Source organism: Cupriavidus sp. AU9028 (assembly GCF_019795295.1).
Classification (GTDB): domain Bacteria; phylum Pseudomonadota; class Gammaproteobacteria; order Burkholderiales; family Burkholderiaceae; genus Cupriavidus.
The window spans coordinates 91,618-117,705 of sequence record NZ_JAIMCG010000001.1; the positions used below are offsets into that span (position 1 = coordinate 91,618).

Here is a 26,088-nt window from a genome sequence, read left to right on the forward strand (position 1 = left end):
TACCGCAAGGTGCGGCTTAACTCCTGGCGGGGGCCTCCATGCGCGATGTCAGTTTGGCAGCGCGTTGCGCCATTGCTGCAAGGTGGTCGGATGCCGCCTTGCCGGCAGCCCAGCAATCGACGCGCCGGTCCACGCGGTCGCTGTATTCCGCGATGAGGCCAACCACGCCGACAAGGCCGCCAATCGCCACGGCGCCGCCTGCAATCACACCCAATGGGGGGAAGACAACCATGAGCGCCAGCGCCAGTAGCGCCGCCACTACAGTTGCAATTGCGGCGCGAACGGCGGCGCCGGTGCCGGGGAAGTCGGCGCAATGACCTTCAACGGCTTTGTCCAGCGTGTCGAGCGCGCGCACCGCGCTGTGGATGGTGGCGAGACAATTGTTCAGCTCCTTGTGAAGCGCAACGGAATTTGGCGCCGACTGCACGTTCGACTGGTTGGCTAGTTCCCGATCGATCCGTTGCACATCCTCCCCGGCCTTCTGTGCGGCCGCGGCAAGTTTGAGGGCTTCGGCTGCCTGCCCCACGATCTCGTTCCTGCGTTTGCCTTTGGGTAGCTGCTCGATGGCCAGACTCAGCCTGTCGAGCTCCTGTTGAAGCCCGCACGGCCCGTCCCGCAGGGCAGACAACCGTTCGCCGGCTGCCGCGCCAGTCGCCGCCGCATCACCGGACGGCTCAGCGATCGTAGCGTCGGATACGGGCCGTGCAGGCTCCGTCTCCACAGCCTGGGCGGATTCACTAGCGGACTGCGCTGGCGGAGAATCCGCTGAAGCGGCTGTCGTGCCGGATACCGGCGTCTTCTCGGGTTTCTCGGTGTCGTCCGCCGAAGGGTCGGAACGCCTGAAGTCCGACGCCTGATTTGCTCCGATTGCGCTCAATGCCATACCAACTCCAAACCTCTCTTGATCCAGGGGCCCTTGAGGCCCGCAACAGTCGGCTCTCGCGCCCGGCATCTCCTGCCCGGCGGAGCCGATCTGTAATGGTCATTGAGATAGGCAATCGACCGCTTTCACAAAGCGCCGTGAATCTCAGGTTTGCAGCGCGTGAGGCCCGGCACGGATGCGGAAGAACGGCAGGCAGGTCTGAAAACAGTATGTCCGCGATCCGCAGGGGCTAGCCGATTCGATCGAGCATCCGCCGCAGGGCTTCCTTCTCCTCGGGCGACAGCTCGCGGGAGATCCGGGCATCGTGCTCCATCACGGCTGCTGTCGCTGCTTCCAGTGTCTTTCTCCCGGTGGACGTGAGTGCAAGGCTGTAGGCCCGCTTGTCCTTCAGGGCAGGACGCCTTGCCACCAGCTTCATCTCCTCCAGTGCGTCGACCAGCAACACCGCGCCGGAGCGTGCAATGCCCATCAGCCTTGCCAGATCGGTCAGCTTCAGGCCGGGATTGGACGATATCAGCACCAGCGCGGAGAAGCGGGGCGGGGTGATGTTCCACTGCGCCAGCGAGCGCACGAAGTCTTCGTACAGGCGGATCTGCGCGCGGCGAATCGCATAGCCGACCAGCGTGTCGAGCACGCCGTAATCGAAGCCCGGCAGATGCGGCTCGAAGCCGCTTGACTCGCCGGCAGGATCGGGGGCAAGCGGGCCGGCTGGCCGCCGTGAGGAGGGGGGAAGGGTCATACGATGGCGGGCGCCGCCCGCGTTGGCTACTACGTCACCTTGAAGTATCGCATCCTCACCTTGTTCGGCAGCCGCTGTCCGGTGGCGACGAAGGTATGCCGCATCAGCCAGCGATAGGCGGGCGCGTCGGTTTCGAAGCGCGGCGCGGTACGGAAGTACACCTGCTGCGGATCGACCGGTTCGCCAGCGGCAAGCCGGGCGATGATTCCCTCGGGACCGCTGCGCAGCCCGCTATTGACGATGTAGATGCGCGCGCCGTCGCCAGTCTCCAGCACATAGCGCGCTTCGATATCGGCGACAGTGAAGCCGTCGCCGCCGGCGTGCCGCACCAACTGGAAATCCGCGCCGCCGGGCAGGATGCGTCCCTGGAGCAAGGGACCGTCCACCACCCCGGCGAGGATCGGAATGACACGCCGCTGGCCCAGCGCACTGACGCCGGCCTCCAGCGGTGCGGCGAGCTCGAACTCGAAATCGGCAACATGCTCGAGTGCCGGCGTGGGCAGGGCGAACGCGGGGTTCACTTGAGCAGCCTCCAGTCGCCCTTGTCGATGGTCAGCATCACGCGCCCGCGCTCATCGAAGCCGAAATGGTCCTGGCTGGTGTAGTTGAGCACGCCGTGCGAGACGACGATCTCGCGTTCGGTCTCCAGCGCGCGCTTGAGTGCCGCGCGAAATTCCGGCGTGCCGGGTTTGGCCTGCTTGAGCGCCACCGGGACGATCCGCTGCAGCACCAGGCCGGCATCGTAGGGGTGCGCACCGAATTGCGTGCGGCTGTCGGCCCCGAACTGTTTCTCGTAGCGGCTGACATAGTCCAGACCCGGTTTCCTGGTGGCTGCCGTTTCCGCAAGCTGCTCGGCCACGATGACCGGCCCGGCGGGCAGGATGGTGCCATCGACCGCCTTGCCGCCGATGCGGATCAGGTCCTTGGTGGCAGCGCCGTGCGTGTGATAGACCGGGCCGCGGTAGCCGCGCTCGCGCAACGTGGTGTGCGGCAGTGCAGCGCCGGTTCCCGCGCCGGCAATCAGCATCGCGTCGGGACGCGCGGCCATCATTTTCAGCACCTGCGCCGTCACGGCGGTATCGGAGCGGGCATAGCGCTCGTTGGCGAGGATGCGAATGCCGTTGGCGGCTGCGGCGGAGGAGAAATCCTTCCACCAGGTTTCGCCGTAGGCGTCGGCAAAGCCGATGAAGGCAACGCTCTTGACGCCGTTGGCCTTCGCCGTGCTCGCGACCGCCTCTGCCATCAGCCTTACTGGCTGCGCCAGGCGATAGGTCCACTCGCCCCGGCCGGGCTTGAGTTCGATCGGCGAGAACGCCAGCTGTACCGTCCTGCTTTCCTCGGCGACTTCGGAGATGGCAATGGATGGGGCGACGGCAGAGGAGCCCAGGATGATGTCGACCTTGTCCTCGGTGACGAAGCGCCGCGCCACGCGCGTGGCCTGGGTGGGATCGGAGGCGTCGTCCATCACGATATAGCGAATGGTTTCGCCGCCGATCCGCTCGGGCATCAGGTTCAGCGACTGCTTCTGCGGGATGCCGAGCGATGCCGACGGACCGGTCGACGAAATGCTGATGCCGACGGTCACGTCTGCCATCGCACCGGCGCAGTACAGCGCGCCGGCAACGGCGGCAACGGCCATTGCCAGGCGCGCGTGCGACGGGATGGGGCGGTGCGTCATGGTGTCTCCTCTTGTCATTGTCATATCGGGATGGCGGCAGCTGCTCAGCGGGGCGGTGCCCGCACCGACTGCCGGTCGAAGCCGGCGAGCTGCTTGTAGCGCGCCGCGATCGCTTCCAGTTCGGCGCGGGGAATTACCTGCTCGATATCGGAGAAGCCTTGCGGCGCGCGCAACTCGGCCAGCTGCATCACCTGTTCCGGGCCGTTCAGCCGATTGCGCAGCACGATCCCGGCCGTGCGCGGCAGCCGCTCCGCTTCGTACTCGCGCAGTGCATAGCCGGTGTCCTCCGTGCCGGTCAGGCAATCGACCAGATGACGTGCGTCGACGATAGCCTGGGCACTGCCGTTCGAGCCGATCGGATACATGGGATGAGCGGCATCGCCCAGCAACGTCACGCGGCCGAAGGTCCAGCGCGGCAGCGGGTCCTTGTCGACCATGGGGAATTCATAGATGGCCCGCGCGCCGTCGATCAGCGCGGGGATGTCGATCCAGTCCCAGCGCCAATGCGAGAAAGCGTCGGCAAACACCGACTTGTCGACGGCCCGGTTCCAGTCGCTGCGCGGCGGGGCTTCGTCGGCTTCAGCGGGGACGCGCAGCTCGGCGATCCAGTTGATCAGTGACCGTCCCTGTCGTCGCAGCGGCTCGGAAATCGGATAGGCGACGAACTTCTGGTCCTGGTGGCCGGCCATGAACATCGAGCGGCCGTCAAGGAACGGCGGCGCTTCCGTGACTCCGCGCCACAGCATGCGCTGGGAGAAGCGCGGCGCATCGCCGAGTGGATAGAAGTGGCGGCGCACCGCCGAATGGATGCCGTCGGCGCCCACCAGCACATCCGCCTGCCCCTGCACGGCCTTGCCGTCTGCGCGGCGCCGCAGCGTGAACAGGACGGGCGCATTCGCGTGCGAGCCGGTCGTGGCCAGCGATTCGAATGCATGACCGGTATGAATGCGCTCGGTCCCAAGGCGCTCGCATGCCACGCGGTACAGCAGCATCTGCAGCTCCCCTCGATGTACCGAGAACTGCGGCACCGGGTAGCCGGCAGCCAGACCCCGCGGTTCGTGCCAGATACGTTGGCCATGCTTGTTGAAGTAGGAGAGCGAGGCAGTTTCGATGCCCATGGCCGCGATCTCGTCCTGCAGGCCCAGTTCGGCCAGTTCGCGGACGGCATGCGGCAGCAGATTGATGCCGACCCCGAGCGGTCGCAGGGCATCGCTCGCCTCCCATACTTCCGCTTCCAGGCCGGCACGATGGCACATCAGCGCCAGCGTCAGGCCGCCGATGCCGCCCCCCATGATGGCAATCGTCATTGCAGTTCCTCCCGGCGTACCCGCGACGCCGCAATATATTGTTGCAGACTATAACGATATGGGGGCGTGGATCAACCCGGCAACGGTCGGGAAAAACCCTCGCCATAGGAGCGCAGACAGACTTTGCGGATTTCGACCTTTCCATTCAAAAAACGAAAGCACAGAAGCACGGCGTCCACCACTATCGGCTTTTGCTGTTGGGATGGTGAATTGGCAATGTCTGTTTTCCAGTATCTTTCGAGCTTCCTGGGCGTCTATCGTCAACAACAAGCGCGCCAGGGGGCCGATTTTCCCGAGGCCAGAGTCACACGCAACGCCGCAAGCGACGCGGTGCGGCGCTTGCTGCTTCAGGAGTATCGCGGCTGCATGAACGACCTGCTCGCCTGCATCGCGGAACAATGTGGGCGCCTGGAGGAGAGCCCCGATGACGCTTCCATGGTCGGCCAGCGCCCGCGAATGGAGGAGCTTTTCGGCAAACTGCGCGCACTGGACGAGGCCGGGAACCAGCACGTCGACGCCTGGCATGTGGACACGCAAGGCGTCATCGAGGATGCCGTGCAGACCAGCGCGGGGAAGGCCGTATTGGCGGCCATGGCGGTACCCATTTGGAACCACCTGACGCAACAGGTGGCCGACAACGCTTCGCTGGGCGAGGCTCTGCAGGCGCTCGGCCCGCGACTGGCGGAAGCAGCCGATGCGGGGCGCGCAAGGGCGCTGCAGAGCGAGGCGCAGGCGGTCGGCCGGTACTGCGGCGAGATGGCCGATTGGCTCATGCCGCGGGAGTCGGGAAGGTCGGCACAGTCGGTTCCCCTGCCCGATCTCGCCGGTATCCACGGACCGGACGGCAAGCCTGCGGCAGGGCTTGGGTGGCCGGAGCTAACGGCCCTGCCAGAAGTGCATGCGTTGCTGCTGCGGCTTCGAACCATGAGGCCGTACCAGGACTTTCTTCGACTCTCGATCATTTCGCTGGAACAGGTGAAGAGAGCGCTGTGCGGCCCGAAACCCAACGGTCTGCAGGCTGGCCATAGCGCGCTGTCGTTTCTGGTGAAATTCGCGGCGGAGTTCGTCCAGTTCCGGAAAGGCGAGGCGAACTTGCTGTCGAGCCAGATTGGCTGTGCTCTGGCCGAGCTGAAGGCGTGCCTCGACGAGGTTCCGCGCGTCAAGCCTGGCATGGAGGAAGTCGTTGCGACCGAGATCGCGAAGGTGCTGTGCAGCCTGGAGGAACTCGCGCAGTTACAGTGCGTGCTGGGTCCGGAGACGCAGCTGCTGGCGCCAGACGTGCGTGCCGACCTGCTAGCCGCGGTCTACAGCGTTGGGCCGCTGCTGTCGGCAGAGGAGATTCAACAGCTTGAACGATGTCGCGTGCTGGATTCCAGCTTGCCCAAGGCCGCCCGCTGGTGTCGCGACATGCGCGATGCGCTGGCTTCGTTGAGGCAGGTGCCCGACTCTGCGTCCAGCTACCTGCGGAGCCTGCGCCGGCTGGAACACCAGTGCGTGCGCGGCGAAATGCTGCTGGCGGAAGCGACCGGGAAAGAGGTAACAAGCGGCGTTCCGCAAGTGAACAGGTCCGAAAGGATGCGGTTCCTGTATCGCGCCGAGGTCGCCGGACACCCGGACACTGACGCGCTCGCGTTGCAGCGCCGTCTGGAGCGCCCCGAGTTTGCCGGCTGCCTGCAGGTACTTGACAGGCTGACCCCGGCGATCGGCGCGGCGTTGCCCAAGTGGACCGATCCGGGTGTGGTCGAGACGCTGCAGGATAGCCTGATGGCCTGGAGTGCCTGTGGCGCGATGGCATTGTCCGAGCTGGCCAAACGCAACGGGCGCCCCGTGAAGGTAGGCAACGACCTGCGCCGCCATCGCAGGGCAATCGAAGCCGCCGTGCACGAGGCGTTCGGCATTGCCGTCGCCCTCGACGGGCACGGCAATCCGTCAGTACGCAGCATCCCCGGCTTGACGTTCGTCATGGGAGCAGGCGCGAATGCCCGGGCGGCCCGCGTGTGCTCCGGCGAGTTCGATGCGGCAGGGCGCGAGCTTGTTTCCGATGCGCTGGCGTCACCGCCCGAGGCGTCCCTTCGTGGGCGGGCCCGACTGACGTTCGCGGACGGAGAAGAATTCGAGGTCTCCACGGGATGGCTGTCGGATGTGGGACGCTGCGTGATGGTGGCCAACAAGGTGAAGATTCCAGCGGGCGGGCTCGGCGACAAGAACGCAGTGCAGGGGGCCGCCGAGCAGACGGGTTCCGCCGTGTTCGCCGATACGCCCACCCAGGTAACGCAGCTGTACAAGTCCAGTTGCGAGACGCTGCTGAATTTCCTGCGCGAGCTGCTGGGTAAGGTTTGCGGCGGCGATCGGCTCAGGCTGTTTCACGCGACCCAGCAGATGAACCAGGCGGCGTTGGCAGGCGCCTGTGCAGCGGAGCTGAATGCGGGATACGGCGGCTTTGGACGCGGCATTCTGGTGGAGAGACCCCCGGTGGAGGATGGCCACGCCGTGGAGGGCAGCCGCACCGATGCGCTCGCCGACCGCAGAGAGAGCCGCCTGCAGCATTCCTGCCGATTGGGAGAGGACGGGTCGCTGCATTTCGCCTCGTCACAGGTGAGGCTGAATATCTGGCAGCTGCGCCGCATGGGAGTGAAGGACGCCGAGCAGAACTTCAACCCCCAGTTGTCGGGTGCGAGCTTCAAGATAAGGTGGAAGCTTGGTACGGACGGGCAGATCACGCTGCTGCATGCTGGGCGTGAGCATGTCCTCGTTGAAGCGCTGGAGCCGCTCTCAGCCGATATGGCACAACCGCTGGGGAATGTATGCAGGATCGCTTGAACTTTCGTAAGCGAGATTCGTCAGACGGACGCCGACAGCCGGTTCGGTCTGTGCCGCCTACCGCGCACGCGGTCACGGACCGACAGTATTCATACCACCAGCAAAGAACAAGGAGCTCTCGATGCGTCCCCTTACCCGAACCATCACGCGCATCATCGCCGTGCCTGTTGCCGCCGTCGCCCTGCTCGCCAGCGCCGGTTGCAGCAACATGACCGAGAAGCAGCGCAATACTGCCATCGGCGCCGGTGTCGGCGGCGTCGCTGGCGCCACCATCTTCGGCGGCACCGGTGCGACGCTCGGCGGCGCTGCCCTCGGGGGCGTGGTCGGCAACGTGCTGACCGACGACCGCAAGGGCCGATAGGACGGTCCCATACCGCCGGTCTGTCCGTCGTTCCCGTCCAGGGATGGGCAGCAAGGCAGTCGGGCACTGACGTGCGCGTCAGTGCCAACGAAAAGCCCCGGCCGTCGCCGGGGCTTCTGCTTCAGGGCGTCAGGAAGACTGCGCCGATGACTGGGGACACTCCACGGCTTCCCGCTCCGGAATCGGAAACACGATGTCGTAGAGCCAGTTGTAGACGAACGCGTAGACGACATAGAACGCGGCCACGGCGAGGTCCATGATCAGCGCATCGAGCAGGCTGATTTTCAGATACCAGGCGACCGAAGGCAGGAACACGATCAGCAGGCCCAGCTCGAACAACAGCGCGTGCAGCACGCGGATCCGCGGCGACTTGCGCACCTGGCCGGTGAAACGGACCATGGCGCGGTCGAACATCAGGTTGTAGATGTAATTCCAGATCGCGGCGATCAGGGAGGCCACGGCGCCGATGATGCCCATCTGGTGCAGCTCGTAGCCGAATACCCAGCTGCCGAGCGGCGCGAAAATGGCCAGCCCGAACACCTCGAACCCGACGGTATGGCGAATCCTGTCCAGCGTGCCACGCATACATCTCTCCTAAACATGATGGGCACGAGTCTATCTGGAATGCCGGGATAGTAAAGTTGGGTACTATCGCTTTACCCGATAGAAGAGGATAAGGGCATGAGCCTTTCGTTCGAACAGCTACAGGCCTTCGTTGCCGCAGCGGAGACCGGATCCTTCTCGGCGGCGGCCAGGCGGCTGGGCAAGGCACAGTCGGTGGTCAGCACGGCGGTGTCCAACCTCGAAATCGACCTGGGCAACGCGCTGTTCGACCGCGCTGCGCGCTATCCGGTGCTGACCGCCGCCGGGGAGCGCCTGCTGGCGGAAGCGCGCGTGATTCTGGAGCGGTGCGAGCACTTCCGGGGCGTCGCCAAGAGCCTCGGGGAAGGTGTGGAGAGCCGCCTGGTGCTTGCAGTGGATGAGCTGTATCCGGAGGAAACGCTGGGCGTGATGCTGGAGGAGTTCTCTCACCGCTTCCCGGCGGTCGAACTGGAGTTGCTGTTCCCGCTGATGGAAGACGTCAGCCGGCTGGTGCTGCAGGGAGCCGCCGACCTTGGCATCATGTGGCGGCAGGAGGTACTGCCGCCAGCGCTGGGGTTCCGGGGGCTGGGCTGGGTACCGATGCAGATCGTCTGCTCCCCGGAGCATCCTCTCGCCAGCCAGCCGCGGGTCGGCTGGGAAGAGCTGAAGCGCCATCGGCAATTGCTGGTGGCGGTGCGCAGCAGCGACAGCGAGGAGAAGATGCGGCTGCGCGTGGCCGCCGACGTGTGGTGGGTCGAGAGTCAGTGGGTGATCGTCGAGCTGGTCAAGCGCGAACTGGGCTGGGCATTCGTGCCCTGGCATGTGGTCGCCAACTCGCCCGCGGCGGCCGATCTCGTTTCCCCAGAACTCGATTTCGACGATCAGGACTGGCCGGTCGCGCTGGAACTGGTGTGGCAGAAGCAGCGTCCGTTGGGCAAGGCGGGCACATGGTTGAAGGACAGGGTCAGCCATCAGCCCTTGCCCGCGCCCTTGCGGCGGCGGCGCGCCCTGGAGGGCGAACCGCAGCAACCGGCATGACGCATGCCGTTGCATGGCCAGTTCTGCGAGAAATCTGCGGAATGGAACGGGCTTGCCCAGCGACTACGGTGCCACCGGCGCTGGCACGGAGCCCGGCGCGGGCGAGTCCGACACGCCGGTGGGCACACCGGCCACCGCCTGCGGCCCTTCCCATCCACCGCCGAGGGCGGCCACCAGGGTGACGCTGGCCGTCAGCTGGCGGCCCAGCAGGGACAGCGCGGTGCGCTCGGCGGTATAGGCGGCCGTTTGCGCGGTCAGCACTTCCAGCAGGCTGGCCGTGCCAGCGCGGTAGCGGTTGGTGACGAGCTCGCTGGCTTCGCGCGCGGCCTGCAGCGCTTCGTTCTGGACGACCGCCTCCTGCTCGAGCAGGCGCGCGGCGGCGAGGTTGTCCTCGACTTCCTGGAAGGCGTTGAGCACGGTCTGCCGGTAGTTCGCCACGGTTTCGTCGTAGACGGCAACTGCCTGTTCGCGCGCGGCACGGCGCGCGCCGGCGTCGAACAGGGTGGCCGCCAGCTGCGGACCGAACGACCAGATCCGGTCGGGCAGCGACAGCCACCGGTCCAGCGAGCCGGCGGTCAGGCCGGCCGTGGCGGACAGCGACAGCGTGGGATAGAACGCGGCCTGCGCGATGCCGATCGCGGCGTTGGCGGCGGCCATGCGCCGCTCGGCGGAGCTGATGTCCGGCCGGCGTTCCAGCAGTTGGGAGGGCACGGCGACAGGAACCTGCGGCACCGATGCCGCCGACACGGTGAAGTTGCCCGCGGGCAGGTCGAACGCAGCGGGCGGCTGGCCGGTCAGCACGGCCAGCGCGTGTTCGTACTGGGCCCGGTCGATCTGGATGTCGATCAGCTGCGCCTGCGCGCTCTTGAGCTGGTTCTCCGCCTGCAGCACGTCGGATCGCTGCGCAATGCCGGCGCGATATTGATTGGTAACCAGTTGCAGGGAGCGCTGGTAGTCCGTCACGGTCCGTTGCAGCAGCGCCTGCTGGGCGTCGGTAATGCGCAGCAGGAAATAGGTCTGCGCCAGCGTGGCCTGGGTGGACAGCAGCGTCGAGGCGAGGTCGGCTTCGCTGGCCTGCGCGCTGGCGCCGCTGCTTTCGACCTGGCGGCGGATGCGTCCCCACAGGTCCAGCTCCCAGCTGGCGCCGAGCGAGACAGCCTGGCTGCTGCCCACGCTGCCCGTCGCGCCGCGTGCGCGGCCGGCGCTGCCCTGCACGGAGACCAGCGGGAACTGGCCGGCGCGGGCGCCGCGCAGGATGCCGATCGCCTGCCGATACTGCGCCTCCGCGGCGCGCACCGTCTGGTTCGAGACCTGCACCTGCGCCATCAGCGTATCGAGCCGCGGGTCGTTGAAGATGGCCCACCAGGGGCCGCGATGGGCGGCGTCCTGGGGCGTCGCCGGTTTCCATTGGCCCCATTCGGCCGGCGCCTCCTTGAACGCCGGGGTCAGCGGCGCATCGGGGCGCTGGTAGTCGGGACCCACCGCGCAGGCGCTGGTCAGCAGCGCGAGCGCGAGGGCCGCGGCGGGACGCATGCGGCGGTTCCGCAGGGCGAGACAGTGTTCGAGCTTCATGTTGGTCGTCAGGATTCAGCGGGGCGTGGATGGCCGTCATTGCCGTCGCCAGGGCCGCCACGGCGGCGCTGCCAGCGCTGCCGCGCGGACTGCCAGCGCAGCCGCCAGCGGTCGAAGGTCAGGTAGACCACCGGCGTGGTGTACAGCGTCAGCAGCTGGCTGACCAGCAGGCCGCCGACGATCGAGATGCCAAGCGGTGCGCGCAGTTCGGCGCCGTCACCGCTGCCCAGTGCCAGCGGCACCGCGCCCAGCAGCGCCGCCATGGTGGTCATCAGGATCGGCCGGAAGCGCAGCAGGCAGGCCTTGTAGATGGCGTCGCGCGGCGACAGGCCTTCGCTGCGTTCGGCCTCGATGGCGAAGTCGATCATCATGATGGCGTTCTTCTTGACGATGCCGATCAGCAGGATCACCCCGATCAGCGCGATCACGCTGAATTCGGTCTTCGACAGCAACAGCGCCAGCAGCGCGCCGACGCCGGCCGAGGGCAGCGTGGACAGAATCGTCAGCGGATGGACATAGCTCTCGTAGAGGATGCCGAGCACGATATAGATGGTGATCAGCGCGGCGAGAATCAGCAGCGGCTGGTTGCGCAGCGACTCCTCGAACGCACTGGCGCTGCCGCCAAAATCCGCCTGCAGCGATTCGGGCGCGCCGATGCGCGCCACCTCGTGGCGGATGCGCTCGGTCGCCTGCGACAAGGACACGCCCTCGGCCAGATTGAAGGAAATGGTCGACGCGGCGAACCCCGCCTCATGGCTGACCCCGAGGGGCGCGTTGCTTGGCAGGAAGCGGGCGAACGCGGACAGCGGCACCCGGTTGCCCGCACCGGTCACCACGTAGACATCCTGCAGCGCGGTGGGACCCTGCAGGTATTCCTCGCTCAATTCCATCACCACGCGGTACTGGTTGAGGGGGTGATAGATGGTCGAGACCAGCCGCTGGCCGAAGGCGTCGTTCAGCACCGCATTGACCTGCTGCATGGTCACGCCCAGTCGCGCGGCGGCGTCGCGGTCGACGATCACCGAGGTTTGCAGGCCACGGTCGCTGGTGTCGGTGTCGATGTCCTCCAGCTCGCGCAGGTTGGACAGCGCGTTGCGGATCTTGGGCTCCCATTCGCGCAGCACTTCGAGGTCGTCCGAGCGCAGCGTGAACTGGTAGGACGAGCTGCTCTGGCGCGCGCCGATGCGGATGTCCTGCACCGGGGCGAGGAACAGGCGCGCGCCCGGCTCCTGCGCCAGCGCGACACGCAGCCTGCCGATCACTTCCATCGCCGTCTCCTTGCGCTCGGACAGCGGCTTGAGGGTGACGAACATCTGCCCGCTGTTGCGCTGCGAGCCGCCGGTGAAGCCGGTGACGTTTTCCACGGCGGGATCGGCCTGGACGATGCGGATGAAGTTGTCGAGCTTGCCGCGCATGGCCTGGAACGAGGTGGCCTGGTCGGCGCGGATGAAGCCGATCAGTCGACCGGTGTCCTGCTGCGGGAAGAAACCCTTGGGCACGATCACGTAGAGCCAGACGTTCAGGCCGACGGTCACCAGCAGCACCAGCCAGACCAGCTTGCCGTGCCGCAGCGCGACCGACAGCGAGCGCGCGTAGCGGTCATTCATCCAGCCGAACACCCGCTCGGTGGCGCGGTAGAAGCGGCCGGGTTCCCGCTGGCGCGCCGGGCGCTTGAGCAAGTGGGCGCACATCATCGGCGTGGTGGTCAGCGAGACCACCAGCGACACCAGGATCGCCACCGACAGCGTGATGGCGAACTCGTGGAACAGGCGGCCAACGATGCCGCCCATCAGCAGCAGCGGAATGAAGACCGCGATCAAAGACAGGCTCATCGAGATGACGGTGAAGCCCACCTCGCGCGCGCCGCGCAGCGCCGCCTGCACCGGCTTCATGCCGGCCTCGATATGGCGCGAGATGTTCTCCAGCACGACGATGGCATCGTCGACGACGAATCCGGTGGCGATGGTTAGCGCCATCAACGACAGGTTGTTCAGCGAGAAGCCGGCCAGGTACATCACCGCAAAGGTGCCCACCAGCGACACCGGTACCGCCACGCTTGGAATCAGCGTCGCCCGCACATTGCGCAGGAACAGGAACACCACCATGATGACCAGCGCCACCGACAGCATCAGCGAGTGTTCGACTTCGCGCAGCGAGGCCCGGATGGTCGGGGTGCGGTCCATCATCACGTCCATCGAGATCGCCGCGGGAATCATCTGGCGCAGCGTCGGCAGGACCTCGTAGACGCGATCGACGGTCTCGATGATATTGGCGCCGGGGGTGCGATTGAGCACCAGCAGCACCGAGGGCTTGCCGTTGGCCGAGCCGGCATTGCGCACATCCTGCACCGAGTCGGTCACGGTGGCGACATCGGACAGCCGCACCGGTACCGGCAGGCTGGCCGGGCCGGTCGCGGCGGCGCCGGTGCCAGGCGCGTTGGTCACCGTGGTACTGGTGGTCCCGCCCGACGTCACGGTGGTGGTGGTCACGCCGTTGACCGTCTGCGTCCGTACCGAGCCGCCGGAGGTGGCGCTGGCGGTGGTCGCAAGCAGCGCGCCCGCCGACGTGGTGGCGTAGCTGCCCGGGGTCGCATAGCGGATGATCAGCGGCAGATAGTCTTGCGCCTTCATCGCCTGGTCGTTGGCGTAGATCTGCCAGCTGTTGGCCTCGTTCTCCAGCAGGCCAAGCGGCCGGTTCGCGTTGGTGGTGCTGATCGCGTTGCGCACGTCGCTCAGCGAGATGCCGTACTTGTTCAGCGCGGTCGGGTTCAGCGACACCCGCACTGCCGGCAGCGACGAGCCGCCGATGCTGACCTGGCCGACCCCCTCGATCTGCGACAGCTTCTGCGCGAGGATGGTGGAGGCGGCGTCGTACAGCTGGCCCCGCGTCATCGTCGGCGAGGTCAGCGCGATGATCATGATCGGCGCATCGGCCGGGTTGACCTTGCGGTAGGTCGGGTTGCCCGGCAGGCTGCTGGGCAGCGTGGCGCGCGAGGCGTTGATGGCCGCCTGCACGTCGCGCGCGGCGCTGTCGATGTCGCGCGACAGATCGAACTGCAGAGTGACCCGCGTCGAGCCCAGCGAACTGCTGGAGGTGATTTCATTGACGCCGGCGATGGCCCCCAGCGCCCGCTCCAGCGGCGTGGCAACGGTGGCGGCCATCGTCTCGGGGCTGGCGCCGGGCAGCGACGCCGAGACCGAGATGGTGGGGTAGTCGACCTGCGGCAGCGGCGCGACCGGCAGCATGCGGAACGCGGCCAGGCCAGCCAGCAGGATGCCCAGCGTCAGCAGCGCCGTGGCGATGGGCCGGTGGATGAAGAGGGCGGACAGGTTGCTCATGGCCGGTCCGGCTGCGGTTGGACCGGGCTGTCGGGGCCGCCGACCGGGCCTTCGCCCTCGCGGTCGTCATCGTCGCCGAAGCGGCGCCGGCGCCAGCCGTGGAAGCGTTGTCCGACGCGGTCGAAGGCCAGGTAGATCACCGGGGTGGTGAACAGCGTCAGCACCTGGCTGACCAGCAGGCCGCCTACCATGGTGATGCCCAGCGGCCGGCGCAGTTCGGAACCGATGCCGGTACCCAGCATCATCGGCAGCGCGGCCAGCAGCGCCGCCAGCGTGGTCATCAGGATCGGGCGGAAACGCAGCAGGCAGGCCTCGAAGATCGCGTCGCGCGGCGACATGCCGCGTTCGCGCTCGGCCTCCAGCGCGAAGTCGATCATCATGATGGCGTTCTTCTTGACGATGCCGATCAGCAGGATGATGCCGATGATGGCGATGATGCCCAGGTCGTGGCCGGCGACCAGCAGGGCCAGCAGCGCGCCCACGCCGGCGGACGGCAGTGTCGACAGGATCGTCACCGGGTGGATCGCGCTCTCGTACAGCACCCCGAGCACGATGTACATCGTCACCACCGCGGCCAGGATCAGCCACAGCGTGTTGGACAACGAGGCGCGGAACGCCAGCGCGGCGCCCTGGAAGGTGGTCTGCATCGATACCGGCAGGCCGATCTCCTGCTCGATCTGCGTGACCTTGTCCACTGCATGGCCGAGCGAGGCGCCGGGCGCGAGGTTGAACGAGATGGTCGCGGCCGGGAACTGCCCCTGGTGGTTGATCACCAGCGGTCCGGTGCGCTCGCTGATGCGCGCGAACGAGCCCAGCGGCACCTGGCCGCCGGAGGAGGAGGGCAGCCGCAGCTCCGCCAGTGCCTGCGGGTTGTCGCGGAACGACGGCATCGCCTCGAGCACGACGCGATACTGGCTGGCCTGGGTGAAGATGGTGGAGACCAGCCGCTGCCCGTAGGCGCTGTACAGCGCGCTGTCGATCACCGCCGTGGTGATGCCGAAGCGCGCGGCGGCGTCGCGGTCGATATCGACGTAGACGCGCAGGCCGTTGTTTTGCTGATCGCTGGCGACGTCGCGGAATTCGGGTTCCTGCTGCAGCCGTTCGACCAGGCGTGGCACCCAGGTGGCCAGCGTCTGCGGGTCCGGGTCCTCGACTGTGAACTGGTATTGCGTGCGCGAGACGCGGTCCTCGATGGTCAGGTCCTGCACCGGCTGCAGATAGAGCGACACGCCGCCCACGTCCCGCGCCGCCGCCTGCAGCCGTTCGATCACCTCGTCCAGCGAGCCGTCGCGCTCGCCCTTTGGTTTCAGGTCGATCAACATCCGGCCCGCGTTCATCGTGGTATTGGTGCCGTCCACGCCGATGAAGGCCGATACGCTGCGCACCGCGGGGTCGCGCAGCACCACATCCGCCACCGCGCGCTGCTTCTGCGCCATCGCGGTAAAGGAACTGCTCTGCGCCGTCTCGGTAATCCCCTGCAGCACGCCGGTATCCTGCGACGGGAAGAAGCCCTTGGGAATCGCCAGGTAGAGCAGCACGGTCAGCACCAGCGTGCCGAGCGCGACGAGAAGCGTGGCGGTCTGCCGCGCGAGTACCCATTGCAGCCACTGCCCGTAGCGCTCGATGACGCGGTCGAAGAAGCGCCCGGTCGCCTGGTGATAGCGCGGCAGCTGGTCCTCGGGCACATGGCGCAACAGCCGCGCGCACATCATCGGCGTCAGCGTCAGCGATACCACCGCGGAGATCAGGATCGCCACGGCCAGCGTCACGGCGAATTCGCGGAACAGCCGGCCCACCACGTCGCTCATGAACAGCAGCGGGATCAGCACCGCGACCAGCGAGAAGGTCAACGAGATGATGGTGAAGCCGATCTGCCTGGAACCCTTGAGCGCCGCCTGGCGTGGCGATTCGCCGCGCTCGATATAGCGCATGATGTTCTCGATCATCACGATGGCATCGTCGACGACGAAGCCGGTCGCGATGGTCAGCGCCATCAGCGTCAGGTTGTTCAGCGAGAAGCCGGCCAGGTACATCACGCCGAAGGTGCCCACCAGTGACAGCGGCACGGCGACGCCGGGAATGATGGTGGCCGGGATGTTGCGCAGGAACAGGAAGATCACCATCACCACCAGCGCGATGGCCAGCAGCAGCTCGAACTGGGTGTCGTGCACGGAGGCACGGATGGTGGTGGTGCGGTCGGTCAGCACCTCGACCTGCACCGAGGCGGGCAGGGAGGCTTCCAGCTGGGGCAGCAGCGCGCGGATGCGGTCGACCACCGCGATCACGTTGGCGCCGGGCTGGCGCTGGATGCTCAGCACGATGGCCGGCTTGCCGTTGGCCCAGGCGGCCAGCCGCGCGTTCTCGGGGCCGTCGACGATGGTGGCGACATCGGTGATGCGGATCGGCGCGCCGTTGCGGTAGCCGATGATGATCTGGCGGTATTCCTCGGCCGAGCGCAGCTGATCGTTGGCGTCGATGGTCGACGCACGGGTCGGGCCGTCGAAGCTGCCCTTGGCGCCGTTGACATTGGCCGAGCCGATGGCCGTGCGCAGATCGTCGATCGACATGTCCAGCGCCGCCAGCGCGGTCGGGTTGGCCTGGATCCGCACTGCCGGCCGCTGCCCGCCGCTGATGGTGACCAGGCCCACGCCAGCGATCTGCGAGATCTTCTGCGCGATGCGGGTATCGACCATGTCCTGCAGTTGCGGCAGCGGCAGTGTTTCCGAGCTCATCGACACCGTCATGATCGGCGCGTCGGCGGGGTTGACCTTGCTGTAGACCGGCGGCATTGGCAGGTCGTTGGGCAGCAGGTTGCCGGCCGCGTTGATGGCCGCCTGCACCTGTTGCTCGGCCACATCCAGCGGCAGGGTCAGGTCGAACTGCAGGGTGATGACGGAGGCGCCGCCCGAGGAGGACGACGACATCTGCTTCAGGCCCGGCATCTGGCCGAACTGGCGCTCCAGCGGCGCGGTAACCGCCGAGGTCATGACGTCGGGGCTGGCGCCGGGGTACAGCGTCTTCACCTGGATGGTCGGGTAATCGACTTCCGGCAGCGCCGACAGCGGCAGCATGCGGTACGCCACCAGCCCGGACAGCAGGATGGCGAGCATCAGCAGCACGGTGGCGACCGGGCGCTCGATGAATAGGCGGGACGGGTTCATGCGTGGTCCTTCGGCGCGCGGGCGCCGTTACTGCGGGCGCTGGGCGGTGGCGCTGGCCTGCGGGGCGGAAGCCGCCGCGCGCGGGGCACTGCTTGCGTGACCCTGGGCAGCGCCTGGCGCCGACGCCGCCTGGGCTTCGGAGGCGCCGCGATGGCGCCGGCCGCGTGCGCGCGGCTGGCTGGCCGGCGCCACCGCGGCATCGCGGGCGGCGGGATCGACGGTCTCGACGGTCATGCCTTCGCGCAGGCGGTCCGCGCCGTCCACCACTACCCGCTGGCCCGGCCGCACGCCTTGCAGGATCGCGGTGTGCTGGCCGTCGCTCGGTCCCAGTGTGACAGTCTGCACGCGCACCTTGTTGTCCTGGTCTACCACATAGACGAAGTTGCCCTGTTGGCCCCGCTGCAGCGCGGCCACCGGCACTACCGTGGCGTTCTTCAGCGTATCGACGCGCATGCGTACGTTGACGAACTGGTTGGGGAACAGCATGCCGTCGTCATTGCGGAACACCGCCTTCAGGCGCACCGTGCCGGTGGTGGTGTCGATCTGGTTGTCCGTGGTCAGCAGCGCGCCGTCGGCCAGCTTGTTGCGCGCCTGGCGGTCCCAGGCCTGCACCGGCAGGGTGTTGCCCGCGTTCAGCTGCCTGAGCACGCTGGGCAGGCTGTCCTCGGGGATGGAGAACAGCACGGCGATGGGCTGCACCTGCGTGATCAGCGCGATGCCATTGGTGTCGCCCGTGTTGACGATATTGCCGGCGTCGACCTGGCGCAGGCCGATGCGGCCCGAGACCGGCGCCTTGATGCGGGTGTAGCTCAGTTCCAGCCGGGCGGTATCGACGTTGGCCTGGTCTGTCTTGACCACCCCCTCGTACTGGCGCACCAGCGCGTCCTGCGTGTCCACCTGCTGCTTGGCGATCGAGTCCTGCTCGAGCAGGGTGCGATAGCGTTGCTGATCCAGGCGCGCGTTCTGCAGCAGCGCCTGGTCGCGCGCCAGCTGCCCCAGCGCCTGGTCCAGGGCCGCCTGGAAGGGGCGCGGATCGATCTCGGCGAGCACGTCGCCGGCCTTGACCATCTGTCCCTCGCGGAACAGCACGCGCAGCAGCGGGCCGGAAACCTGGGCGCGGACGGTGACGCTGGCCACCGGCGTGACATTGCCCAGGCCGTTAAGGACGATGTCCATGTCCCTCTGCGCGGCCTGGTTCACCACCACCGGCGCCGGCGCGCCGACAAAGGGGCTGGCCGGTCCGCGTCCGCCGGCGCCACCCGGACCGCCGGGCCGGCCCGGGCCTGCCGGCACGCGCCCCCCTGCGCCAACCTGCGCCTGCCCTTCGGCCGGCTTGTCGCGGCCGGCGAACCAGTACCAGGCGGCGCCCGCCACCAGCAGCACCAGCAGCGCGATCAGCCAGCCGCGGCGCCGTCCGCGCGGCGGGCGGGGCTCCCCGGGACCCTGCGGTCCCTGGGGCGCGCCCGGGCCTCCAGCGGAAGCGCCGGGCCGCGCGTGCGAGGCGCTGGAGGCAGCGAAGGAAGGAGCGGACGGGTTGGCTTGCGGGGTCGCGCCGGTGGCGTTGGAGGCTTGATGTTCTACGGGTTTGGCCATGTCCTGCAGGCGCGCCATGGCGGACGCGCGGTCGCTAGTCGAAAATGGAGGCAGCAGTATGCCGCAACCGCCGCCCGGCGCCGGCACGGCGGCGGACGTCTCGGGATAAGGGTGGATTCCAGCGATCGGGTGAAAATGCCGGCCGGCGTGACATGCCGGAAGGCTTCGTCTTGCCCGAGGCAATGTCCGCAAGGATACGGGGCGAATCGGGCCGCCGATATGTCGGGCGGCTGCGACATTATTACAGTCCGTTACGACAGGCCCCGCTGTAACTTGCCGAAACAACCTCGGCGGCGCCCGCGCCGGGGTGTCTGATTATCATCGCACCATGCGACCGAACCAGCCTACCCAGATTCTCGTCGTCGACGACGACCCCGACCTGCGCGACCTGCTGCGCGAATACCTGACCCAGCAGGGCTTTGCCGTTTCCGTGCTGCACGATGGCGACGGCCTGCAGGCGCGCCTGGAGCGCGAGCGGCCCGCGCTGATCGTGCTGGACCTGATGATGCCCAAGGTCGACGGCCTGACCGCGCTGCGCAAGCTGCGCGCGCGCAACGACGATATCCCGGTGATCCTGCTGACGGCCCGCAGCGACGAGATCGACCGCATCGTCGGCCTGGAGATCGGGGCCGACGACTATCTGGGCAAGCCATTCTCCCCGCGCGAATTGCTGGCACGGATCAATGCGGTGCTGCGGCGCAAGCAGGCGCGGCCGGCGGCGGCTCCCGAGGACCGCGACGGCGCCAGCTTCGGCCCCTTCCGCGTCGATTTCCGCCAGCGCACGCTGATGCGCTCCGGCCAATCGCTGGCCATCAGCGATACGGAGTTCGCGCTGCTCAAGCTGCTGCTGATGCATCCGCTCGAAGTGCTGTCGCGCGAGCGCATCGTCGAGTTGATGTATGGCGCGGCCAGCGGCGTCAGCGACCGCGGCATCGACGTGCAGATCTGGCGCCTGCGCCGGCTGCTGGACGAGGATGCGCAGCGGCCGCGCTATATCCAGACGGTGCGCGGGCGCGGCTACACCTTCGTTCCTGACGAGGCGGCGCAAGCAGCCCCAGCGGTGGAAGACGAGGCATGAAGCTGCGCATCGACACCCTGTTCGGCCGCATGGCGCTGCTGATCGCCGCCGTGCTGGTGATCAGCCATTTCTCCTGGCTGACGATCCTGCGCATGGATCGGCGCGAGCAGCGCATCGAGTATTCGGTGGAGCAGATGCTGTTCCAGCTCGACAGCATCCAGCGCGCGCTGGACGCGCGTCCGCCGGCGCCGCTGCCCAGCCTGGTGGAGATCGCTGGTGAGGCCACGGCCGAGGAGTATGCGCGCGCGCCGACCGAGCGCTCGCGCCGGCTGGTCGAGCGGTTCTCGGCCCGGCTGCCGGCGGGCACCGAAATCCGGATCGAGGACGAGAGTACGCCCCGGGTGTGGATCAAGCTGCCGACCAGGCAGGACTGGATCGCCATGCCGATCCTGTGGGTCCACAATCCGCCTTCCGATAGCCGGATGATTCCCGGCGCGATCCTGGTCGTCAGCGTGGCGATCGTGTTCGCGCTGCTGATCGCCTGGCAGATCCAGCGGCCGGTGCGCGAGATGGCAGTGGCGGCGGGGCGCCTGTCGCGCCAGCAGCCGGTGCCGCCGCTGCGCGAGCGCGGCCCGCTGGAGCTGCGCCAGCTGATCGAGCGCTTCAACCGGATGGTGGCGGACCTCGCCCGCATCGATCAGGAGCGCAATACCATGCTGGCCGGCATCGCCCATGATCTGAAGACGCCGCTGGCGCGGCTGCGGCTGCGTGCGGAAATGCTGGGGGACGCCAAGGCAGCGGCCGGCGTGACGCGGGACGTCGAATCGATGTCGGCCATCGTCGAGCAGTTCCTCAGCTTTGCGCAGACGGGTGAAACCTCGGCGCAGCCGGTGCCGGTGGAGCGCCGCCTGACCGAGCTGGCCGCATCGCTGGCCGAGCAGGAGCGGCCGGTCGAACTGTCGCTGGAAGCGGGCGAGGGCTTCCGCCTGATCGCGACGCAACTGGACCGGGTGATCGGCAATCTGGTCGACAACGCCTGGCACTATGGCGCACGGCCGGTGACCATCGCCACCGCGCGCACGGCGCAGGGCTGGCAGCTGACGGTGGAGGATGCGGGCCCCGGCATCCCCGAGCACGAGTTCGAGCGGGCCACGCTGCCCTTCGTGCGGCTCGACCCCGCACGCGGCGGCAATGCGCATTCAGGGCTGGGCCTGGCGATCGTCGATCGTCTGGTGCGACAGGGGGGCGGCCGGCTGGAACTGGCCAACCGGCCGGAAGGGGGACTGCGGGTGGTGATGCTGTTCCCGTTCGCGCCGCTGGCCAAAGCCGCCTGAGCGCGCGCAGCAAGGCGCTGGCCGCGGCCAGCGCCGCTCAGGACGCCTTCTTCTTCTCGCCGATGCGGCTTTCCTTGCCGGCCAGCAGCTTGGCGATGTTCTGCCGGTGCCGCACGATCAGCAGCACGCTGATGGCGACGATGGCCAGCGCGATCGCGTTGGTGCCGAACAGCAGCACGTAGTAGAAGGGCGCGAACACCGCCGAGACCAGCGCGGCCAGCGAGGAATAGCGGAAGAACACCGCGATGACGATCCAGGTCGCCAGTGTCGCCAGCCCCAGCCACGGATTGATCGCCAGCAGGATGCCCGCGGCGGTCGCCACGCCCTTGCCGCCCGCGAAGCGGTGGAAGACCGGGAACAGATGGCCGAGGAAGACGCCGACGGCGACCAGCGCGATGCCGGTGGCGTCGATGCCGTAGCCGGGGCCGAAGTGCTGCGCCAGCCAGACCGCCAGCCAGCCCTTCAGGCCGTCGCCGAGCAGCGTCAGCAGCGCGGCCTTCTTGTTGCCGGTGCGCAGCACATTGGTGGCACCGGGATTGCCGGAGCCGTACGAATGCGGGTCGGGCAGGCCCATCGATTTGCTCACCACCACGGCGAAGGAAATCGAGCCGATCAGGTAGGCGAGCAGGGCGAAGATTGTATTGGCCATGGTAGCGGTTGCCGCGGGGGCGAGATCAACGGACGTCGGAAAACGAGGTGGCGCGATTGTAGCGTGCGAGGCAACCGTGCCGAACCCGGGTTTGCGCGTGGACCCGCGATTGCGCCCCTCGGATGTGCCTCCGTCACTCGGCCAGCGCGCACGAGACCGGCGTCGCCTGCAGCAGCGCGACCAGCACTGCGGGATCGACACTGACGAGGAAGCCGCGCCGGCCGCCGTTGATATAGATGCGCGGCAGCGCGAGGACAGTCTCTTCGACATAGACCGGCATCCGCTTGCGCGTGCCGAAGGGCGAGGTGCCGCCGATCATGAAGCCGCTATGGCGCTGCGCGACCTCGGGCTTGCAGGGCTGCACGCTCTTGCGGCCGATCTGCCGTGCCAGGTTCTTGGTGGAGACCTGCCGATCGCCATGCATCAGCACGATCAGCGGCTGCGCCTTGTCGTCCTCCATCACCAGCGTCTTGACCACGATATGCTCGTCCACGCCGAGCTGCCGCGCCGATTCCCCGGTGCCGCCGTGGTCGACATACTCGTAGGGATGCTCGCCGAATTCGATGCGGTGCTGGCGCAGCAGCTGCGTGGCGGGGGTTTCGGATACGTGCCTGGTCTTCGCCATGATGAGGGGTTCGGGGCGGTGGTTACCCGCGCGGATGGTGCTGCTGGTGCAGCACGCGCAGCCGCTCGCGGGCGACGTGGGTATAGATCTGGGTGGTCGAGATATCGGCGTGGCCGAGCAGCAGCTGCACCACGCGCAGGTCGGCGCCGTGGTTCAGCAGATGGGTGGCGAAGGCGTGCCGCAGCGTATGCGGTGACAGCGGCGCCTGGATGTCGGCGGCGCGCGCATAGCGCTTGATCAGGTACCAGAACGCCTGGCGCGTCATCGCTTCGCCGCGCTGGGTGACAAACAGCGCGTCGCTGGCGCGCGCTCCCAGCAGTGCCGGGCGGCCGCTGGCCAGATAGCGCCGCAGCCAGTCGCCGGCCTCGCCGCCGAACGGGACCAGCCGCTCCTTGTCGCCCTTGCCGCCGACCACGCGCGCCACGCCTTCGTTCAGCCCGATCTCCACCGTCTTCATCTGCGTCAGCTCCGATACACGCAGGCCGCTGGCGTACATCAGCTCAAGCATGGTGCGATCGCGCAGGCCCAGCGGCGTATCGGTGTCGGGCGCGGCCAGCAGCGCTTCGACCTGCGCTTCGCTGAGCGTCTTCGGAAAGCGCGGCGGCTGCTTGGCGGCGCGCAGCAGCAGGCAAGGGTCGGCCTGCACGATGTGCTCGCGCAGCGCCCAGCGGTAGAAGCGGCGGAACACCGCCAGCCGGCGGTTGGCGGACGAGGCGCGCGACTGCGGATGGCGCGCGGCGAAGTAGCCCGACAGCGCGCCGTCGTCGGCCTGCGGCAGCGACAGGCCGCGCTCGGCGCGCAGCCAGCGCGCGAACAGCGTCAGGTCGCGGCGGTAGGCGTCGATGCTGTTGCGGGCCAGGCCGTCTTCCAGCCACAGCGCATCGCAGAAGCGGTCGATCAGCGCCTGGTCCTCCGGTGCAAGCGGCGCGTCGGCGATTTCCTCGGGCAACGCGGACACGGTACGGTCGCGCGCGCTCACAGCAGCATCACCCGTTCGTGCCGCAGCAGCCAGCGCTTGACCTCCAGGTGGAAACCGTCCTCGCCGTGGTGGGCGAAGCCGCCCAGCCCTTTTGCGCCGACAATGCGGTGGCAGGGAACGACCAGCGGAAACGGGTTGGCACCGCAAGCCTGTCCCACCGCCCGCGCGGTGCCGCCGGCCTGGGCGGCAAGCTCGCCATAGGTGGCGGTGCGTCCTGCCGGGACGGCACGGATGGCCTGCCAGACACGCTGCTGGAAGCCACTGCCGCGCATCGCCAGCGGGATGTCGAGCGAGGCGTCCGGGTCCGCGTAATAGGCCTGCAGCCGCGCCGCCAGTGCGGCGATCAAGGGCAGCGGATTGTCCCGCAGCGGCGTATCCGCCGGCAGGAAATGGATCTCCTCGATGCCGCCGCTGCCCGCGCGCACCCCCAGCCGGCCGAACGGCGCGGCGAGGATGGCGTCGAAGCGTGACAGAGTGGGGTCGGGCGGGCGACCCGGGGTGGCCGGCATGGTGGCGTTGCGGTTGGGAAGAATACGGAATTCTAGTGCGAACGGCCGGGCAGCTGCGGGTTTGCTCCCCTCTCCCGCAGGGGCGGGGGAGGGGAGCAAACCGAGGGCAGCGCACCGGCGGTATGGGGACGCGAACAAGAAAGGGCCCCCGCAGGGGCCCCCGATACGCCAGCGCAAGGCGGACGTGCTTACTGCTCGAGCTTGATGTTCTGCACCTTGACCAGGTTGCGCATCTTGTCGAATTCCTTCTTGATCTCGGCCGCGTGCTGGGCCGGCGTATTGCCCGACGGCTCCGCGCCGGCGCCGCGCAGGCGTTCCTGGAAGCCCTTGTCCTGCAGGGCCTGCACCGCGGCCTGGTTCAGCTTGTTGATGATCTCGTCAGGCGTGCCGGCCGGGGCGACCAGGCCGTACCAGGCCGGATCGTTCGGCTCCTTCAGGCCCATCTCGGCCATGGTCGGCACGTTCGGCAGCGAGTCGATGCGCTTGTTCCATGCCACCACGATGGGGCGCAGCTTGCCGGCCTTGATGTGCGGCATGGAGGAGGGCAGGTTGTCCATCATGATGGGCACCTGGCCGGCCAGCACGTCGTTCAGCGCCGGACCTGCGCCGCGGTAAGGGATATGGACCATGAAGGTCTTGGTCGAGACCTTGAACTGCTCGCCCAGCATGTGGCCGAAGCCGCAGGTGCCCGAGGAGGCGTAGGAATACTTGCCCGGGTTGGCCTTCAGCACGGCCAGGAACTCCTTGTAGTCCTTGGCCGGGAAGTTGGGGTTGACCGCAATCACGTTGGCGACATTGGCCAGGTTCGTGATGGGCTTGAAGTCCTTGATCGGGTCGTAGGACAGCTTCGGGTTGCAGGCCGGGTTCACCGCCATGGTGGAGACGGTCGAGATGCCGATGGTGTAGCCGTCCGGATTGGCCTTGGCGATGGCGTCGGCGCCGATCGAGCCGCCCCCGCCCGCGCGGTTCTCGACCACGACCGGCTGGCCGAGGATCTTGCTCATCTGGTCGGCCACGCCACGGCCGACGATATCGGTGGTGCCGCCGGGTGCGAACGGAATGATCAGCTTGATGGGCTTGCTGGGATAGCTTTGCGCTTGCGCAAGCGACGCCGTCACGGCCAGGCCAAGGGCCAGAGCAATCTTCTTGGTTTGCATCGGATCTCGTCTCCGTCAAAAACCGGGCGGGGTTGGCCCACCCTGACACAAAAGCCCGCGAAGCGTCCTGTGCGCGCTCCGCCGGCGGGATCGGTCAGCCGCCCAGCAGTCCGCGCTTGAGCTCGCGGTCCACCGGCTTCTCCCCCAGGAAGATGCGCAGCACCGCCTGGTAGAAGTCCTCTCCGGGAATCGGCTTGCCGCGCGGAATGCCGTTGATGGCAATGATGGTCCCGCTGTCCGGCGTGTAGTCGAAGTTGATGATGTCGCCCTTGCGCGCGGTGCCGACCTGACCCATTGCCTGTTCGAGCTGAGACAGGCGGTCGGTGAACCGTTCGAGCTGTGCTTCGCTGTGGTTCTCGCGCATGCCCTCGTTCAGCGCCTTGATGAAGGCGGCGGATTCGACTTCCCGCAAGGGGCGGATCTGCAGCCGTTTCGGGCCCTTGGCGCCGAGCACGACCGCGGCATTGCGCACCTTCTCCGGCAAGTACAGCGCGGCGACGTAGCCCTTGACGATGAAGACCGTGCGCAGGCCGGCGCCGTTGAGCTGCAGTTCCTTGCCGGCGACACGGGCCGCATCGTCGAAGCGCACCCCCTCCAGTTCCATGGCGGCGATCTCCGGCGCCCAGGCGGCGGCTGCAAGCACGATGCAGCAGGCCCCCGCAAGCGGGCGAAGTCGGTGCGGCAGCGGGAAGCGGGCCAGGGTACGGCGGCGGGACGGCATGGAAAAGCGGAACATCGGTGGCAA

General features: G+C 67.7%; 21 protein-coding genes. 5 read left to right on the forward strand and 16 right to left on the reverse strand.

The window, feature by feature from the left end; genetic code table 11:
- Positions 1-16: 16 nt before the first annotated feature.
- From K6V06_RS00435 to K6V06_RS00455, 5 genes are all read right to left on the reverse strand, one after another.
- Entirely contained in the window at positions 17-883 is an 867-nt protein-coding gene (locus tag K6V06_RS00435; protein WP_222239604.1) for a hypothetical protein, read from the reverse strand.
- A 229-nt stretch (positions 884-1,112) separates the two neighbouring features.
- On the reverse strand, positions 1,113-1,622 hold the full coding sequence (locus tag K6V06_RS00440; protein ID WP_222239605.1) for a MarR family winged helix-turn-helix transcriptional regulator: 510 nt from the start codon (positions 1,620-1,622) through the stop codon (positions 1,113-1,115).
- A gap of 29 nt (positions 1,623-1,651) precedes the next feature.
- Positions 1,652-2,143, reverse strand: coding sequence for a DUF3237 domain-containing protein (locus K6V06_RS00445; RefSeq protein ID WP_370637340.1), 492 nt, complete (start codon positions 2,141-2,143; stop codon positions 1,652-1,654).
- A complete protein-coding gene (locus K6V06_RS00450) occupies positions 2,140-3,261 on the reverse strand; it encodes an ABC transporter substrate-binding protein (protein WP_222239959.1) in 1,122 nt (373 codons plus the stop codon). Before K6V06_RS00450 ends, K6V06_RS00445 begins: the two co-directional genes overlap by 4 nt.
- 83 nt (positions 3,262-3,344) lie before the next feature.
- Positions 3,345-4,607 (reverse strand): flavin-dependent oxidoreductase, encoded by a 1,263-nt coding sequence (locus K6V06_RS00455; protein ID WP_222239606.1) that lies wholly within the window; start codon positions 4,605-4,607, stop codon positions 3,345-3,347.
- A 216-nt stretch (positions 4,608-4,823) separates the two neighbouring features.
- Between K6V06_RS00455 and K6V06_RS00460 the strand changes: the two genes are divergently transcribed.
- Together K6V06_RS00460 and K6V06_RS00465 are read left to right on the forward strand one after the other, a co-directional pair.
- Entirely contained in the window at positions 4,824-7,427 is a 2,604-nt protein-coding gene (locus K6V06_RS00460) for a hypothetical protein (protein WP_222239607.1), read from the forward strand.
- A gap of 121 nt (positions 7,428-7,548) precedes the next feature.
- Positions 7,549-7,788: a glycine zipper 2TM domain-containing protein gene (locus tag K6V06_RS00465; RefSeq protein WP_222239608.1), complete on the forward strand. Its 240-nt coding sequence runs from the start codon at positions 7,549-7,551 to the stop codon at positions 7,786-7,788.
- Between the two features lie 129 nt (positions 7,789-7,917).
- On the opposite strand, the gene K6V06_RS00470 is transcribed toward K6V06_RS00465, so the two are convergent.
- The gene (locus tag K6V06_RS00470; protein ID WP_222239609.1) at positions 7,918-8,373 is read right to left on the reverse strand and encodes a PACE efflux transporter; all 456 of its coding nucleotides are present in this window, start codon (positions 8,371-8,373) and stop codon (positions 7,918-7,920) included.
- A gap of 96 nt (positions 8,374-8,469) precedes the next feature.
- Here K6V06_RS00470 and K6V06_RS00475 point away from each other — a divergent pair, with 96 nt between their 5' ends.
- Positions 8,470-9,408, forward strand: coding sequence for a LysR family transcriptional regulator (locus K6V06_RS00475; protein ID WP_222239610.1), 939 nt, complete (start codon positions 8,470-8,472; stop codon positions 9,406-9,408).
- A 63-nt stretch (positions 9,409-9,471) separates the two neighbouring features.
- Here K6V06_RS00475 and K6V06_RS00480 read toward each other — a convergent pair whose 3' ends face one another.
- From K6V06_RS00480 to K6V06_RS00495, 4 genes are read right to left on the reverse strand one after another with little or no spacing between them, the layout of a single operon-like run.
- The gene (locus K6V06_RS00480) at positions 9,472-10,941 is read right to left on the reverse strand and encodes an efflux transporter outer membrane subunit (protein ID WP_255581492.1); all 1,470 of its coding nucleotides are present in this window, start codon (positions 10,939-10,941) and stop codon (positions 9,472-9,474) included.
- Positions 10,942-10,988: 47 nt separating this feature from the next.
- Entirely contained in the window at positions 10,989-14,318 is a 3,330-nt protein-coding gene (locus tag K6V06_RS00485) for an efflux RND transporter permease subunit (protein ID WP_222239612.1), read from the reverse strand.
- Positions 14,315-17,479, reverse strand: a complete 3,165-nt coding sequence (locus K6V06_RS00490) for an MdtB/MuxB family multidrug efflux RND transporter permease subunit (RefSeq protein WP_222239613.1) — start codon at positions 17,477-17,479, stop codon at positions 14,315-14,317. Before K6V06_RS00490 ends, K6V06_RS00485 begins: the two co-directional genes overlap by 4 nt.
- Before the next feature lie 27 nt (positions 17,480-17,506).
- Positions 17,507-19,072, reverse strand: coding sequence for an MdtA/MuxA family multidrug efflux RND transporter periplasmic adaptor subunit (locus tag K6V06_RS00495; RefSeq protein WP_222239614.1), 1,566 nt, complete (start codon positions 19,070-19,072; stop codon positions 17,507-17,509).
- A gap of 328 nt (positions 19,073-19,400) precedes the next feature.
- Here K6V06_RS00495 and K6V06_RS00500 point away from each other — a divergent pair, with 328 nt between their 5' ends.
- Both K6V06_RS00500 and K6V06_RS00505 read left to right on the forward strand, forming a co-directional pair.
- Entirely contained in the window at positions 19,401-20,150 is a 750-nt protein-coding gene (locus K6V06_RS00500) for a response regulator (protein WP_222239615.1), read from the forward strand.
- On the forward strand, positions 20,147-21,424 hold the full coding sequence (locus K6V06_RS00505) for an ATP-binding protein (RefSeq protein ID WP_222239616.1): 1,278 nt from the start codon (positions 20,147-20,149) through the stop codon (positions 21,422-21,424). Before K6V06_RS00500 ends, K6V06_RS00505 begins: the two co-directional genes overlap by 4 nt.
- A gap of 37 nt (positions 21,425-21,461) precedes the next feature.
- Here the strand turns inward: K6V06_RS00505 and plsY are convergent, their stop codons facing one another.
- The 6 genes from plsY to K6V06_RS00535 all read right to left on the reverse strand — a co-directional run bounded on the left by plsY (position 21,462) and on the right by K6V06_RS00535 (position 26,064).
- Complete coding sequence (gene plsY, locus K6V06_RS00510; RefSeq protein WP_222239617.1) at positions 21,462-22,073, reverse strand: glycerol-3-phosphate 1-O-acyltransferase PlsY; 612 nt, start codon at positions 22,071-22,073, stop codon at positions 21,462-21,464.
- A 133-nt stretch (positions 22,074-22,206) separates the two neighbouring features.
- Positions 22,207-22,698 carry a Cys-tRNA(Pro) deacylase gene (gene ybaK / locus K6V06_RS00515; protein WP_222239618.1) on the reverse strand — a complete coding sequence of 164 codons (492 nt, stop codon included), beginning with the start codon at positions 22,696-22,698 and terminating at the stop codon, positions 22,207-22,209.
- Positions 22,699-22,720: 22 nt separating this feature from the next.
- Entirely contained in the window at positions 22,721-23,656 is a 936-nt protein-coding gene (xerD, locus tag K6V06_RS00520) for a site-specific tyrosine recombinase XerD (RefSeq protein WP_370637361.1), read from the reverse strand.
- Between the two features lie 17 nt (positions 23,657-23,673).
- Complete coding sequence (locus tag K6V06_RS00525) at positions 23,674-24,186, reverse strand: methylated-DNA--[protein]-cysteine S-methyltransferase (protein ID WP_222239620.1); 513 nt, start codon at positions 24,184-24,186, stop codon at positions 23,674-23,676.
- Between the two features lie 188 nt (positions 24,187-24,374).
- Positions 24,375-25,343, reverse strand: coding sequence for a tripartite tricarboxylate transporter substrate binding protein BugE (locus K6V06_RS00530; protein WP_222239621.1), 969 nt, complete (start codon positions 25,341-25,343; stop codon positions 24,375-24,377).
- Between the two features lie 94 nt (positions 25,344-25,437).
- Positions 25,438-26,064 (reverse strand): chalcone isomerase family protein, encoded by a 627-nt coding sequence (locus tag K6V06_RS00535; protein WP_370637341.1) that lies wholly within the window; start codon positions 26,062-26,064, stop codon positions 25,438-25,440.
- Positions 26,065-26,088: the final 24 nt, after the last annotated feature.

What these genes read in the sequence shown, in the direction of transcription:
- K6V06_RS00435 (WP_222239604.1), bottom strand. Translation starts at nt 883, where the DNA reads ATGGCATTGAGCGCAATCGGAGCAAATCAGGCGTCGGACTTCAGGCGT.
- K6V06_RS00440 (WP_222239605.1), bottom strand. Translation starts at nt 1,622, where the DNA reads ATGACCCTTCCCCCCTCCTCACGGCGGCCAGCCGGCCCGCTTGCCCCC.
- K6V06_RS00450 (WP_222239959.1), bottom strand. Translation starts at nt 3,261, where the DNA reads ATGGCCGTTGCCGCCGTTGCCGGCGCGCTGTACTGCGCCGGTGCGATG.
- K6V06_RS00455 (WP_222239606.1), bottom strand. Translation starts at nt 4,607, where the DNA reads ATGACGATTGCCATCATGGGGGGCGGCATCGGCGGCCTGACGCTGGCG.
- K6V06_RS00460 (WP_222239607.1), top strand. Translation starts at nt 4,824, where the DNA reads ATGTCTGTTTTCCAGTATCTTTCGAGCTTCCTGGGCGTCTATCGTCAA.
- K6V06_RS00465 (WP_222239608.1), top strand. Translation starts at nt 7,549, where the DNA reads ATGCGTCCCCTTACCCGAACCATCACGCGCATCATCGCCGTGCCTGTT.
- K6V06_RS00470 (WP_222239609.1), bottom strand. Translation starts at nt 8,373, where the DNA reads ATGCGTGGCACGCTGGACAGGATTCGCCATACCGTCGGGTTCGAGGTG.
- K6V06_RS00475 (WP_222239610.1), top strand. Translation starts at nt 8,470, where the DNA reads ATGAGCCTTTCGTTCGAACAGCTACAGGCCTTCGTTGCCGCAGCGGAG.
- K6V06_RS00480 (WP_255581492.1), bottom strand. Translation starts at nt 10,941, where the DNA reads ATGCGTCCCGCCGCGGCCCTCGCGCTCGCGCTGCTGACCAGCGCCTGC.
- K6V06_RS00485 (WP_222239612.1), bottom strand. Translation starts at nt 14,318, where the DNA reads ATGAGCAACCTGTCCGCCCTCTTCATCCACCGGCCCATCGCCACGGCG.
- K6V06_RS00490 (WP_222239613.1), bottom strand. Translation starts at nt 17,479, where the DNA reads ATGAACCCGTCCCGCCTATTCATCGAGCGCCCGGTCGCCACCGTGCTG.
- K6V06_RS00495 (WP_222239614.1), bottom strand. Translation starts at nt 19,072, where the DNA reads ATGGCCAAACCCGTAGAACATCAAGCCTCCAACGCCACCGGCGCGACC.
- K6V06_RS00500 (WP_222239615.1), top strand. Translation starts at nt 19,401, where the DNA reads ATGCGACCGAACCAGCCTACCCAGATTCTCGTCGTCGACGACGACCCC.
- K6V06_RS00505 (WP_222239616.1), top strand. Translation starts at nt 20,147, where the DNA reads ATGAAGCTGCGCATCGACACCCTGTTCGGCCGCATGGCGCTGCTGATC.
- plsY (WP_222239617.1), bottom strand. Translation starts at nt 22,073, where the DNA reads ATGGCCAATACAATCTTCGCCCTGCTCGCCTACCTGATCGGCTCGATT.
- ybaK (WP_222239618.1), bottom strand. Translation starts at nt 22,698, where the DNA reads ATGGCGAAGACCAGGCACGTATCCGAAACCCCCGCCACGCAGCTGCTG.
- K6V06_RS00525 (WP_222239620.1), bottom strand. Translation starts at nt 24,186, where the DNA reads ATGCCGGCCACCCCGGGTCGCCCGCCCGACCCCACTCTGTCACGCTTC.
- K6V06_RS00530 (WP_222239621.1), bottom strand. Translation starts at nt 25,343, where the DNA reads ATGCAAACCAAGAAGATTGCTCTGGCCCTTGGCCTGGCCGTGACGGCG.
- K6V06_RS00535 (WP_370637341.1), bottom strand. Translation starts at nt 26,064, where the DNA reads ATGCCGTCCCGCCGCCGTACCCTGGCCCGCTTCCCGCTGCCGCACCGA.